Below are 13026 nucleotides of genomic sequence, written 5' to 3' on the forward strand. Positions count from 1 at the left end.
GTTGGCATGACGAAAGAACAGCTCGAACGGCTTGGCGAACCGTATTTTACGACGAAAGGCGTCAAAGGCACGGGGCTCGGAATGATGGTCGTCTACCGCATCATTGAATCGATGAACGGAACGATTCGCATCGAAAGCGAAATACATAAAGGAACGACGGTGTCGATTTATTTGCCGCTCGCACCGTCTCCTTCTTCCTCAACGATTTCTGATAAAGAAAAACAGCTGTTTGCCGCCTTATGATATAGCGAAGACCGGCCGCAAGGGCTCTTGTGAACAAAGGTCAACATATCGATATCCTGTATGCCCAGCCATCAAAGGGCCTTTTCTTTTGGTCTGGGCATCTTTTCCTTTAGCCGCCCTTCGCACAGATGAGTAAACTATTTTTGGGTAAAATTCAGGAATAGATCCCCAGTTGCGAACGGATCGCCCTAGTTTAACATCACAGCGGTTTCTGCTACAATACTATCGAAGCGAAACACATCGAGGGAAAAGGAGACAGTTGCATGATTCACGTCAAAACGGAACGGGAAATTCAATTGATGCGCGAGGCGGGGAAGCTGCTCGCCGCCTGTCATCAAGAGATCGCCAAACGCATCGGACCGGGCGTCACAACGATGGAAATCGACCGGTTCGTTGAAACGTTTTTGGCCAAATACGGCGCCAAACCGGAACAAAAAGGATACCGCGGCTATCCGTATGCGACATGCGCTTCCATTAACGATGAAATTTGCCACGGGTTTCCGCGCAATGAGCCGCTGAAAGAAGGCGATATCGTCACGATCGATTTTGTCGTCAATTTGCGCGGAGCGCTCGCCGATTCCGCCTGGACGTACGCCATCGGCGACGTCGGCAAAGACGTGGAAAAGCTGCTTAACGTCACCGAGCAGTCGCTCTATAAAGGAATCGAGCAAGCCGTTCTCGGCAATCGGATCGGCGACATCGGCCACGCCATTCAAACGTACGTCGAAGCGCACGGCTTTTCCGTCGTCCGCGATTTCACCGGACACGGCATCGGCCCGACGATTCACGAAGAGCCGTATGTCCCCCACTTCGGTGAAAAAGGAAAAGGGATGCGTTTAAAGGAAGGGATGGTCATCACGATCGAACCGATGGTCAACATGGGGGCATGGCAAAGCAAAATGGATCCGAACGGCTGGACGGCGCGAACGATCGACGGCTCGTATTCAGCGCAATATGAACATACGATCGCCATTACAAAAAACGGGCCGCTCATTTTAACGACGCCGGCGTAACGGTAACCCCCGGACAAAACACTTTGTCCGGGGGTTATCCATAATTCGCCCAAACTTCTTGCTAACCTATCTATCGTCTCTCCGCCTTATTCTTTTCCTTTTGTTTACATAATAAAATTATGGTTGCTAACCTTCGATCACCTTCACATACAACGTCCGCTGGCGCGGCCCATCGTATTCACAAAAATACACACCTTGCCAGCGTCCAAGCAGCAGCCGGCCTTCGTGAATAATGACGTGCTGCGACGCGCCAACCGTGCTCGCTTTCATATGAGCGGCCGTGTTTCCTTCCATATGGCGGTCAAGCGGATGCTCCCACGGATACGTTTCATCAAAACGGCGCATCATGTCGCGCTTGACATCTGGATCCGCGTTTTCGTTAATGGTGATGCCAGCCGTTGTATGCGGACAATAAACGACAGCGATCCCTTCCGTCACGTTAGCCTGGCGCACCGTCTCCTCGACGAATGAAGTAATGTCGATCATGTCATCCCGCTTTGCCGTGCGGATTGTAAACGAACGAAGCATACATTCCACCACCTGGGCAAACATTTTGTACTTCGCAAAAAAGGTTTGCTACTCTAAATAATATAATACAAAAAATGGAGTGAGAAATCATTGGCCAAGCGCTATGAAAACTTAGACGGCGTCTCGACGCACAAAACATGGGCCGATTTCCGCCGCTGGCAGCGGGAGCGGAAACAAAAACAAAAAGATTTGTCCTACGTCGTGCCGCATGTTTCACCGCCTCAATACGAGCGGCTTCAGAAGCCGAACGGACGGCCGCAGCTCTGCTGGGTCGGCCATTCGACCTTTGTCGTTCAACTTCATGGCATCACCATCGTCACCGATCCCGTCTGGGCGAATTGGATGGGCGCGGCCAAACGCTTGACGGCTCCTGGTGTTCCGCTTGACAAGATGCCGCCCGTGGACGTTGTGCTCATTTCCCACGGCCACTATGACCATTTGCATTTCGGCAGCCTCCGCCGTTTGCACGGTGACCCGCACATATTCGTGCCCGAGGGGCTCGGCCGCTTGTTCCGCCGCCGCGGCTATCGCCGTGTCACCGAACTGTCATGGTGGGAAACGGCCTCCTTTCACGGCGTATCGCTCACATTTGTTCCCGCCCAACATTGGACGCGGCGAACGCTTTGGGATACGAATACGTCGCACTGGGGCGGGTGGGTCATTGAAGCGGACGACGCACCGACGGTTTATTTTGCTGGCGACAGCGGCTACTTCCGCGGCTTTTGCGACATCGGCGAACGCTTTTCCATCGACTATGCGCTCTTGCCGATCGGCGCGTACGAACCGGAATGGTTTATGGGGCCGCAGCACACCACACCGGAAGAAGCAGTGCAGGCGTTTTTGGACTGCCGGGCCCGCCTGTTTGTGCCGATGCATTACGGGGCGTTCCGCCTCGCCGATGATACGCCGAAAGAAGCGCTCGACCGTCTATGGACCGAGTGGCGGCGGCGCGGGTTGGAAGAGGAGCGCTTGCTTTGCTTGAAGCTCGGCGAGGTGATCGATGCCGCCCAAGCGTTGACGGCCCTTTCCCAATTCGACAATTCGTTCAGCCAAACAAGCGCAATCACCATGGTGAAACAAGCGCGGCAAAAGGAATGAGCGCAACTTTATCCAAAAGAGCGAGCCAGTCCGCGGCTCGCTCTTATTCATTGAATTGGCGGTATACGTACGGCTCCTTCGGTTTGGCCACCCTCTCCCATGACGTCACTTTTACATACGGAAGCGTCATATGAAACGGCTGGTAATACATGGTGGATAGCGTACCTTTCACATGAATCCATTCATCATTTTGAAGCGGCACCGTCTTTGGAAACTGAAGGAGCAACCCGTACACCCCTGAATCCGCAACACAATGAATGATTCCAAAGCGAAGGAGAAACGCCTCATTGGCGCGCGTCGTTTCCTCACGGTAAACAAACCCGGTGAATTCAATGTCGCGGGCGGCGAATGCACCGGGAAACTGATAAATCGTTTCCATGGCATTTAAATAGTTTTGATCATTCAACTCCAAGCGAGCAAGACGACCGTATTTTTTCAGCTCTTTTTCCATGGCATTTTGATAATCGTCCCGCCCATAATACATGCTCGTATCCGGACGCAAAAACTGCCGCTGGGCAAACGGATCGCTGCCGTCAGCCGCCATCCCAGGAACATGAATCCCTTTCGCCTTTACGACTTCAGAATCCAGCGTCGCAACGGGAAACAAGAAGGCGGAAGCCAGCGGAAAAACAAAAATAAGGTAATTCACCGCCCGCTTCCAGCGTGCGGACGGCTCATGATGGTGATGGCCGCAGCACTCTTCCCCATGATCGCGCGGTTCCTCGTTGCGGCTTGCCAGCACAAATTGCACAATCGTTAAAAAAGCAAACACAAACATCGCACTAAACGAAATATACGAATACCGCATATTAATGTATTTGCTCAACTCTCCAGTAATATATAAATGAAAAAACAAAAACGCAAACCCAAGCAAAATATACATGCGAATCATGCCGCCACCTCCTTGCTAGATCAATAGCGATCCGGCAAACACAAACAACGTGATATAGGAAATCAGTTTCCACACAAACCGGGCTCGGAATGACTGAAACAACATGAGCGTATTTTTCACATCGAGCATCGGCCCGTAAACGAGAAACGCTGCCAGCGCGTGAAACGGAAATGTGCTTTGAAACGACGAGGCGATAAATGCGTCCGCCTCGGAACAGAGCGACAGCACGAAGGCGAGCGCCATCATGACCAAAGAGGCCGCCACTTTCCCATTGCCGATCGCCACAAGCGCCGACGTTTTCACATACGTTTGCATCGCCGAAGCAATGAACGCCCCAATGATCAAATACTTCCCGGTCGCAAAAAATTCATCGATCGTATGGCGCAGGGTGCCAACGATTTTCTCTTTCCAAGTACGGGGCATCATCGGCATCTCGCGCCGTTCATGGCGCAACTCGCTGCCTTCATGCCGAATCGCCATCACGACACCGACAGCGACGGCGACAGCGCAAGCGAACAGCGCCCGACACAATACCATCGTCCAACTGCTTCCGAAAGCGATATACGTCGAAAACAGCACAACCGGATTGATGACGGGCGCCGTTAACATAAACGGCACGGCCGCGTAAAGCGGCACCCCCTTGGCGACGAGCCGCCGAGTGATCGGCACGATGCTGCATTCGCATGAAGGGAAAAACACCCCAAGCAATGTGGCATAAACAATGGCCAAAAGGCGGTTTTTCGGTATCCACCGTTGTGCGGCCTCTTCACTGACAAACATTTGAATGACTCCGGAAACAAACACCCCGAGCACAACGAACGGCAATGATTCAATCAATATGCTGATAAAAATCGTATTCAGCTGCAAAAACGTGTTCATCATGGGTTCTCCTCTCATTTACAACCGTTCATTTTATCATGATAAATGACCATTGTCATGAAAATTTGGTAAGAAAAATAGCAAACTCCATAACAAAAAAGGCGCTCCGCCTTTGGCGAAACGCCTCTTCTTCTATTATTCTTCCACTTCTTTTTTCCACAACCCGACCATCAATGCGGTTACGATGGAACCAATCAAAATAGCCAAGATATAAAGCCATGCACTGCCTTTGACGATCGGGATGACGAAAATCCCTCCGTGCGGCGCCGGCAGCCCGATATGGAACCACATCGTCAACGCTCCCGCAACAGCCGATCCGACGATAATCGATGGAATGACCCGCACCGGGTCAGCCGCGGCAAACGGAATCGCCCCTTCGGTAATGAACGAAGCGCCCATGATATAGCACGTTTTTCCGGCTTCCCGCTCGGCTTTCGTGAATTTCTTTTTAAAGAACGTTGTCGCCAGCGCCAATCCGAGCGGCGGCACCATCCCGCCAGCCATAATCGCTGCATGCGGCGCAAAGTTGCCAGCTTCAATCATCGCCAGGCCAAACGTATACGCCGCTTTGTTGATTGGTCCGCCCATATCGACCGCCATCATGCCGCCCAACACCGCGCCAAGCAGCACTAAGTTGGCGGTTCCCATGCCGGAAAGCCAATGTTTCAGCCCTTCATTCAACGCCTTGACAGGATCGATGACCACATACATCATAATGACGCCGGTGAGGAAAATGCCGAATACCGGATAGAGCAGCACCGGTTTAATCCCCTCAAGCGACTGCGGCAAGCGGCTGAACAGTTTGCGCAGCCCGACGACCAAATACCCGGCCAGAAAGCCAGCGATCAATCCGCCCAAGAAACCCGCCCCGCCGTTCGCCGCCAGAAAACCGCCGACCATCCCCGGCGCAAACCCCGGCCGGTCGGCAATGCTCATGGCGATGAACGCGGCCAGCACAGGAACCATTAACGCAAACGCATTGCCGCCGCCAATGTCCATTAACAGTTTGGCAAACGGATGATACGACGGATCTTTCGGATCAAACGCTTTAATGCCGAAGGTGAAGGAAAGCGCAATCAAAATCCCGCCGCCGACGACAAACGGAAGCATATTCGATACACCGTTCATCAAATGCTTGTAAAAACCGGTGCGCGGCTTCGCCGCTCCCGCGCTGCCTCGCGCCGTGCTGCTCGCCCGATAAATCGGTGCATCTTGGCGCAACGCCTGCTCGATCAGCTTCTCCGGCTGACGAATCGCCTGGGCGACTGGCACTTGAATGACGTGTTTGCCGTTGAAGCGGTCCATTTCGACTTGTTTATCGGCTGCGACAATGATCGCCGTTGCCTCTTCAATCTCCTGCGCCGTCAGAGCGTTTTTCACTCCATCGGAGCCGTTTGTCTCGACTTTGATCGCCACCCCCATTTCCGCCGCTTTCGCTTTCAGTGCATCAGCGGCCATATACGTATGAGCGATTCCTGTCGGACAAGCGGTCACCGCCAGCACTTTCCGTCGGCCGCCAGATGGGGCGCCTTGCAGAGACGGTTCTTCCCTTTTGTTCTCTTNCTCTTTGAACAAACGGAGGATCTCCTCTTCATCCGAAGCACGCTCCAACCGGGTGCGGAACGAGGCATCCATCAACAGCGACGATAGTTTCGCCAACGCCTGCAAATGCGTCTGTTCCCCGCCTTCCGGGGCCGCAATCATGAAAAACAAATGGCTTGGCTGGCCGTCCAGCGACTCGTAATCAATCCCGGCGGTCGAACGGCCAAACGCCACCGCCGGGCGCTTGACCGCCGCCGTTTTGGCGTGCGGAATGGCAACGCCATCTCCAACGCCGGTCGTGCTTTGTTGTTCGCGCGCCCAAATCGCTCGTTTGAACNCCTCCACATCGCTGACCGCCCCCGCCTCGGCGAGTTTCGCGGCCAATTCATCAATCACTTCCTCTTTTGTCTTTGCCCGAAGTTCAAGAATCATCGTTTCCTTTGTTAACAAATCCGTGACGTTCATCTGTACGCCCCCCTTGATTTCCTCCTATAAACGCACGACGCGGACGCGGTCGACGAGCGCTTCGACTTCCTCTTTCGTGCATAAATCTTCCGAAAACGCGGTCGCGCTTCCGGCGGCGACACTGTAAGCGAACGCTTCCTCGATCGGTTTTCCGCTCGTATGGGCGGCTAAAAACCCAGCGACCATCGAATCACCCGCCCCGACCGAATTTTTCACCGTTCCTTTTGGCGCTTCGGCAAACAGCGTTGCTTCCCGGCCGAAGTAAAACGCCCCCGCGCCGCCCATCGAGACGATGAGATGCTCTACTCCTCTTTCAACCAACCGGCGGCCATAGAGGATGATGTCTTCTTTCGTCAGCACAGCGGCGCCAAACAGTTCGGCCAGCTCATGGTGGTTCGGCTTGGCAAGAAACGGCCGGCAGGCGAGCAGCGCCTCGAGCGCCGGACCGCTCGTATCGACAACAAGACGAACACGCCGTTTCACCGCTCGAGCCGCCAATCGCTCGTACATGTCCGCCGACAGCGACATCGGCGCGCTTCCGGCGAGCACAAGCACATCACCGGCCGAAAGCGCTCCGATTTTCGCTATCAATTGCGTTGCATCGTCATCGGCAATCATCGGGCCTTCACCGTTAATTTCCGTCTCCCGCCCAGCTTTCAGTTTGACGTTAATGCGCGTTTGCCCTGGGACATGAACAAAATCGCAGGCAATGCCTTCTTTCCGAAGCTCGCTTTCAATGAACCCGCCGGTAAATCCCCCGACAAATCCAAGCGCCGTGCTGTCAACATCCAAACGCTTCAACACGCGCGATACATTGATCCCTTTCCCGCCCGGAAATGTGAACGTTTTCACCGAACGATTCAGTTCACCAACATGCAGCTCATCGAGGTGAACGATATAATCAACAGATGGATTCAACGTGCATGTGTAAATCACGGAGCCACAACCTCTACTGTTGTTTTTGTTCGATACAAATCTTTCCACTCTTCATCCAATTCATCGGTGACCAACACCGCTTCATGCAAATCAGCAATTTTCGCAAACGCGCTTTCATTCAACTTCGAATGGTCAGCAAGCACATACGCGCGTTGCGCCAGCTGCATCGCCGTATATTTCACCAGCGCTTCTTCCGGATCCGGCGTCGTATAACCATAGTCGTAATGAACGCCGTTGGCGCCGATGAAGCATTGGTCAAAGCGATACTGCCGCAGCGACTCGATGGCGCCGCGCCCGATCAACGCCTTCGTTTTCGGCTTGATCATGCCGCCGATCAAATACGTCGCCACATTGTGCTCAAGCAACCGCTCGACATGCATCACGCCGTTCGTGACAACGATGACCTCTTTGTCAGCTAAATGTGGAATCATTTCCCACGTTGTCGTTCCCGCATCTAAATAAATGCAGTTTCCTTTTTGGACCAAACTGGCCGCATACGCGGCAATCCGCCGCTTTTCTTCGATATATTTCAACGACTTTTCCGATACGCTTAACTCTTCGCGCTTCTGCTGCAACAAGGCCGCCCCGCCGTGCACACGGCGCAGTTTCTTTTCGGTTTCAAGCTGCGTCAAATCGCGGCGAATCGTCGACTCCGACGCCCCAGTCGCCTCCACGAGCTCTTGCAGCTTGATGACTCCTTTTTGCGCCAACAGGTCCAAAATGAGGCGGTGACGTTCTTCTGTCAGCACACTCCCACCTCCGATCATCGGGGATATCGCTTACAACTCTATCATATCCCAAGATAGTGAAAAAATCAATCAAAAACATTCATTTTCTATCAATATAAATCAAATAAATAATTCAATCAATCAAAATCGATCAAAATCTCATCCATAAGTAAATGTTCCTCTCTACTCCCAGCACATGAACGTCACAGCCCACCGACGCTTGATTTTTCACAGAAAGGTCCATGGGCAATGGTTTGCCCTCCACCCGGGGATTGAAAATCACCGCTTGCCGGCGCAGGATTTTCACGGAAAGCCAAAAATAAAAACACTTGCCATCGGCAAGTGCCTTCTTTCACTTAATTCAGTTGCTCCATCTCGGCAAGCGGCAAATAATGCTTCCGCACAAACGCGATAAACTTCGCCGCATACACCGGATCAAACTGCGTTCCTGCGCAGCGCTCGATTTCCTCAAGCGCCTCTTCAAACGTTTTCGTCGGCTGGTACGGCCGCTCGGTTGTCATGGCGTCAAACGAATCGATAATACACAAAATGCGGGCCAGTTTCGGGATTTCTTCCCCTTTCAGCCCGTACGGATACCCTTTCCCATCATATCGTTCGTGGTGCAGCTCGACAAGCGGAAGCAAATCATCAAACCGCTTCTCCGCCGCCACAATCTCGCGTCCCCACGTTACGTGCTTTTTAATGATCTCCCATTCATGCTTCTCCAACTTTCCCCGCTTATTTAAAATATCGCGCGGCACTTCAATTTTGCCAATGTCATGGATGAGCGCCCCTAAAATGAGCGTCTGCCGTTCATGGTCGGTCAACTCATCAAGACGACTGCCAAACTCCAACGCATATTTAAACACCCGTTTGCTATGGCGGTATGTATAGACATCTTTGGAAAGAAAAAATTTCACTTGCTGCTCGAGCGCTTCCAAATCTTGCTTAAACTTAATCTCATCCAAACACATATTGTGCTTATCATACAGCTGCACGTTGTTTTTCCCTTGCGCCTTGGCGTAATACAGCGCTTGATCGGCGCGATGGATCAATTCCTCGCTTTCGTACATATCTTTTTCCATCTCGGCGATGCCGCACGAAAACGACAGGCAACGATACGGAATATGCTCGACGCCTTCAAAATATGTATCGTTCACTTCTTTGCGCAACCGGTTTAAAAACGCGTACGCGTCTTCTTTCGTCGTGTTGGGCATTAAAATGGCAAACTCTTCTCCGCCATAGCGGGCGACCGTGAAGTTCATCCCTTCGACTGCTTTTTGCAGTAGTTTCCCGAAAAAAGTCAACAAACGATCGCCTTGCAAATGGCCGTTTCGGTCATTGTATTTTTTAAAGTCGTCCAGATCGAGGAACGCCAATGTCAACGGCTGTTTAAGCAGTTTGCAGTCGGAAAACTGCTCCTTGAGCGTTTCTTTGAAAAAGCCATGGTTGTAAAGACCGGTGAGGTGGTCTTTGTTGGCGCGGTTGGAGACTAGTTGGTATAATTGCAAAAATTTTTTAAAGATAAAAGATAACAATGTCACTAAAATAATCAGTAAGAATAGCCCAAAGTATTTTGCTTCCCATAACAAAATAGCTAAAACTAATGAAAGTAATAGAGTAATAGAATAGCTGACACATGCCTCTTTTAAAATTCCTAGTTCTAGGGCCCCTTTAAAGATTTGACCCACGCAGAGAAAGAAAAGCAATATCAAAATAACATTAATCCCGAAATAAACCAGTAAACTAACTAAATAAGGCAGGAGATTGTAGTAATTTATCTTTCCAATTTCTCCGTGGAAAAACAAAAAGGAATAATAGGCACCTGATATCATCAAACAATACATTGAAAAATTAAATAAATGTCTCCAAAAAGACATTTTTCGTCTGTAAAACAGTTCCACAACACTATAAATAAACAAAACTTTCAGAGTAAAACTAATGCCATATAAAAATAAAATAGCAAGATAAATAGATGAGTCCATTTCGGAAAAAAATTCAACAAAATAATGGAACCAACTAACATATAAATTAAAACCCAATCCCAAAGGGATTGAGCAAAGAAATCAAGATTAATCCAAAAGCTGGACAAACCTAAAAATGAAATTATGATAATATAAATTTTTTCTGTTTCTTTAAAATTCAACGCCATATATAACCACTCTCATGTGAATAAAATTCGATTAATAAGACTAAAAAGAGACGCAATACATGAAATCATTTTCTTAATCAAGTGTTGAAAACATCTTGAATCAAATCTTGCAGAAAAGCCACAACTATTCAATCAGTCTAAATCCAGAAGTCAATGCCACAATCACCGAACCGAGGATGAACAAATTGATCAATACTTGTTTTGCTTTGAATTTCATGTCCTTTTCCCCCTTAAAAATTAGTTTATTGATTCGCAGGAGCGGCCGTTGTTTCTTTCTCAGCATCGTCTGCCCCATGGCGCGGTGCACTGAGCATCAGATGCTGGATGAACAAGAACGCCCCTACGTTCATCACAACGTCGCCGATGCTGATGACTTGTTGGCGCGGGTACGGCGGAGACAGCGGGATGATGTCGCCAAGAAACGGCAGAAGCGTATCCGATGTGATCGCCTGGTGCTTGCCGTACAGACCGGCTTTTAACGCTTCGATGTATTCGCGGCCGAGAAATTGGGCGGCTTCGATCGATACCGGCATCCGTCCGCCGTTTACGGCCATGACGATAAAGTTAAGCAAGACGCCGGCGAAGATGACCGGAAACCCCGGCTGATGGCGGTTGAGCCACAGAAATGCGAGTCCTGTGATATAGACGAGAAGAAAAATAACGTTGCTCATTTTGGCGATCCACTCGATGCGTTCTTGAAGGAAAAAGACGATAAACTGCACCGCCAACAAGAGCGGAAACAACCAACCGCCGCGCAATTTCATGTTGGCCAACCCTTTCAGGCTTCCGCCGCGAAACCAGCCGATCAACAACGACAAAATGATTCCATCGTAAACCATAATGCTGTCCCCTTGATAAACAGAATTTTCTCTTTTTTCTAAACTACTGTCCTCACTTCTATTTTTACCGTTTTTTTCATTCCATGTAAATAGTCCGTTCGTCCTAACTACAAACAAATTTTGATGAATATCGTTTCCTTCTTTTCGTTTTCGTCATTCTTTGAAACAAGAAACGACAAAAACAGCGTCATGTATATCCATTGAATAGTGAAAAAGAACCTACCCTCAATGGAATGATCCCCCGACTGCGCAAACACTTAGCGGCAGGAGATTCTTGGGCGCGCCTGCCCACAGCCAGCAAGCCATCCTCGTTCATCTCACCGTTCCGCTTCCAAGCTTATGTGGATTGGCTTCACGCGCAAGATAATAAACGGATGGTCCGTCGCAACAATGAATATCCCTCATTCCTTCTGCAAGACAAAGATATTTGATAAACCAACTAAATCCCCCCCAAGCAATAATAAAGATAGCCGTCGTTGATCCGTTCCGTGACGCGGCTGTTTCATGTTCCACTGCTTGACGCTTCCGACCTCACTATGTCCGGCATGGCATAACACACAGACGGCATATCCGTACAAGCTCACTTTATGCGGCACTCCTCTTTCCCTCCTAACGACATCGATTCTAGAAATGCGGCATGCGTTTTTCTCGTTGAAAGACAAAAAGCCCTTTTTTATTATTCCGTATTGCTTTTCGGAAGATTATTGTTATAATTGTTTATACAGTAATAATTTTATGGATAAAAACGTCCTTTTTGCCCATTATATGGAAAGGAGATGAAAAAGAAATGGACGCGGAAATGTTGGGAAGCAAGGATGACAAAACGTATACACGTCGGATTAGCCAAGTCGGGAATAGTTTGTCCGTTAGCATCCCGAAAGATTTAGCCACGATGCTAAACCTAAATAAAGGCGATGAAATCGAAATATATTACGACAAGGAACGAGGGGAAATCGTGATGAAACGCGCAAACCGAATTCCAAAAGAAGTCCGTCCTGAAGTCGTGATGGCGATGAACCGCGCGATCTCCAAATATGACGAAGCGCTGCGCAACTTGAAATATAGATAAAGGAGCAACCGGAGGAAAACATGGTTTATTATTTGACAGCGGAAGAAATCATATTTATCCATTACACGGTCATGGAAATGTACGACGACGCAGAACAAGCGGGGATCCAATTCCCCGATAAATTCGCGTGGATGTTGGAAAGACCGAAAACGAAATTGTTCGGGGAGGAACAGTTCCCTTCGATTATTGAAAAGGCTTGCTGCTATTACCATTCCATCGCGACAGGTCATATTTTCCACAACGGCAATAAGCGGACGGCTTTAACCGTATTCGTCACGTTCCTTGATTTGAATGGATATGAGTTCACTATGACCAATAAAGAAGCGGAAGATTTCACGGTGTACCTTGTCGAGGATGCCAAGTTCCGGGGAAATGATTGCATCCAGCATCTTGCCCACGAATTAGAGAGTTACATCCGTCCCATCCAAAAACGAAAAGAATGAGGAAAAGAGTGAGGAAAAGAGCGGGCCAAAGCCGGGTCAAGTTCAATTATTGCGTGAAATTCCATCGCCAACCCAGTAAACTTGGATGACAGGACAACAACATCGTTTTTTGCTGCTTTGTTTTTACACAACTGTGCGAACCTTGATCCAAAGCCGCCTTTTCGCTATCCTCAATTTTTAGGTATTGTCAAAAGTTTAT

General features: G+C 49.7%; 13 protein-coding genes and 3 pseudogenes. 5 read left to right on the plus strand and 11 right to left on the minus strand.

Translation table 11 applies throughout. The annotated features are described in order from the left end of the window. Together VU18_RS19760 and map are read left to right on the plus strand one after the other, a co-directional pair. Positions 1 to 243: ATP-binding protein (locus VU18_RS19760; protein WP_047757933.1), on the plus strand; the 243-nt coding region annotated here is incomplete at its 5' end. Between the two features lie 263 nt (positions 244 to 506). Beyond that, on the plus strand, positions 507 to 1256 hold the full coding sequence (gene map, locus VU18_RS07940) for a type I methionyl aminopeptidase (RefSeq protein ID WP_014195932.1): 750 nt from the start codon (positions 507 to 509) through the stop codon (positions 1254 to 1256). A 126-nt stretch (positions 1257 to 1382) separates the two neighbouring features. Here the strand turns inward: map and VU18_RS07945 are convergent, their stop codons facing one another. Next, the gene (locus VU18_RS07945) at positions 1383 to 1784 is read right to left on the minus strand and encodes a secondary thiamine-phosphate synthase enzyme YjbQ (protein ID WP_014195933.1); all 402 of its coding nucleotides are present in this window, start codon (positions 1782 to 1784) and stop codon (positions 1383 to 1385) included. Between the two features lie 90 nt (positions 1785 to 1874). On the opposite strand from VU18_RS07945, the gene VU18_RS07950 reads away from it, so the two are divergent. Next, positions 1875 to 2882, plus strand: coding sequence for an MBL fold metallo-hydrolase (locus VU18_RS07950; protein WP_047757902.1), 1008 nt, complete (start codon positions 1875 to 1877; stop codon positions 2880 to 2882). Between the two features lie 43 nt (positions 2883 to 2925). Here VU18_RS07950 and VU18_RS07955 read toward each other — a convergent pair whose 3' ends face one another. From VU18_RS07955 to VU18_RS17915, 10 genes and pseudogenes are all read right to left on the minus strand, one after another. Further along, positions 2926 to 3774, minus strand: a complete 849-nt coding sequence (locus tag VU18_RS07955) for a TIGR03943 family protein (protein WP_047757903.1) — start codon at positions 3772 to 3774, stop codon at positions 2926 to 2928. 15 nt (positions 3775 to 3789) lie between these two features. Next, positions 3790 to 4656: a permease gene (locus VU18_RS07960; RefSeq protein WP_047757904.1), complete on the minus strand. Its 867-nt coding sequence runs from the start codon at positions 4654 to 4656 to the stop codon at positions 3790 to 3792. A 132-nt stretch (positions 4657 to 4788) separates the two neighbouring features. Further along, positions 4789 to 6215, minus strand: a 1427-nt coding sequence (locus VU18_RS07965) for a PTS fructose transporter subunit IIC (protein ID WP_236687327.1), incomplete at its 5' end; no start/stop codon positions are given. 1 nt (position 6216) lies between these two features. Continuing rightward, a pseudogene (locus VU18_RS19765) lies at positions 6217 to 6532 on the minus strand (PTS sugar transporter subunit IIA); the annotation flags it as partial. Between the two features lies 1 nt (position 6533). After that, positions 6534 to 6660, minus strand: a pseudogene (locus VU18_RS19770) (hypothetical protein); the annotation flags it as partial. A 24-nt stretch (positions 6661 to 6684) separates the two neighbouring features. Continuing rightward, the gene (gene pfkB / locus VU18_RS07970) at positions 6685 to 7596 is read right to left on the minus strand and encodes a 1-phosphofructokinase (RefSeq protein ID WP_014195938.1); all 912 of its coding nucleotides are present in this window, start codon (positions 7594 to 7596) and stop codon (positions 6685 to 6687) included. Then, positions 7593 to 8345: a DeoR/GlpR family DNA-binding transcription regulator gene (locus VU18_RS07975; RefSeq protein WP_047757906.1), complete on the minus strand. Its 753-nt coding sequence runs from the start codon at positions 8343 to 8345 to the stop codon at positions 7593 to 7595. Before VU18_RS07975 ends, pfkB begins: the two co-directional genes overlap by 4 nt. 335 nt (positions 8346 to 8680) lie before the next feature. Beyond that, positions 8681 to 10476 (minus strand): annotated as a pseudogene (locus VU18_RS07980) (diguanylate cyclase). 242 nt (positions 10477 to 10718) lie between these two features. Next, a complete protein-coding gene (locus VU18_RS07985) occupies positions 10719 to 11315 on the minus strand; it encodes a DUF5317 domain-containing protein (RefSeq protein ID WP_015374932.1) in 597 nt (198 codons plus the stop codon). A gap of 401 nt (positions 11316 to 11716) precedes the next feature. Continuing rightward, positions 11717 to 11911, minus strand: coding sequence for a hypothetical protein (locus tag VU18_RS17915; protein WP_023634432.1), 195 nt, complete (start codon positions 11909 to 11911; stop codon positions 11717 to 11719). A gap of 191 nt (positions 11912 to 12102) precedes the next feature. Here VU18_RS17915 and VU18_RS07990 point away from each other — a divergent pair, with 191 nt between their 5' ends. Together VU18_RS07990 and VU18_RS07995 are read left to right on the plus strand one after the other, a co-directional pair. Then, a complete protein-coding gene (locus VU18_RS07990) occupies positions 12103 to 12384 on the plus strand; it encodes an AbrB/MazE/SpoVT family DNA-binding domain-containing protein (protein WP_013523845.1) in 282 nt (93 codons plus the stop codon). 20 nt (positions 12385 to 12404) lie between these two features. Beyond that, positions 12405 to 12827: a type II toxin-antitoxin system death-on-curing family toxin gene (locus VU18_RS07995; protein WP_014195947.1), complete on the plus strand. Its 423-nt coding sequence runs from the start codon at positions 12405 to 12407 to the stop codon at positions 12825 to 12827. The last annotated feature ends 199 nt before the right edge of the window (positions 12828 to 13026 follow it).

The organism is Geobacillus sp. ZGt-1 (assembly GCF_001026865.1).
Lineage (GTDB): Bacteria > Bacillota > Bacilli > Bacillales > Anoxybacillaceae > Geobacillus > Geobacillus thermoleovorans.

Excerpts from the sequence above, each read along its gene's own strand:
- VU18_RS07955 (WP_047757903.1), bottom strand. The coding sequence starts at position 3,774 with ATGATTCGCATGTATATTTTGCTTGGGTTTGCGTTTTTGTTTTTTCAT.
- VU18_RS07995 (WP_014195947.1), top strand. The coding sequence starts at position 12,405 with ATGGTTTATTATTTGACAGCGGAAGAAATCATATTTATCCATTACACG.
- VU18_RS07945 (WP_014195933.1), bottom strand. The coding sequence starts at position 1,784 with ATGCTTCGTTCGTTTACAATCCGCACGGCAAAGCGGGATGACATGATC.
- VU18_RS07990 (WP_013523845.1), top strand. The coding sequence starts at position 12,103 with ATGGACGCGGAAATGTTGGGAAGCAAGGATGACAAAACGTATACACGT.
- VU18_RS07985 (WP_015374932.1), bottom strand. The coding sequence starts at position 11,315 with ATGGTTTACGATGGAATCATTTTGTCGTTGTTGATCGGCTGGTTTCGC.
- VU18_RS07960 (WP_047757904.1), bottom strand. The coding sequence starts at position 4,656 with ATGATGAACACGTTTTTGCAGCTGAATACGATTTTTATCAGCATATTG.
- map (WP_014195932.1), top strand. The coding sequence starts at position 507 with ATGATTCACGTCAAAACGGAACGGGAAATTCAATTGATGCGCGAGGCG.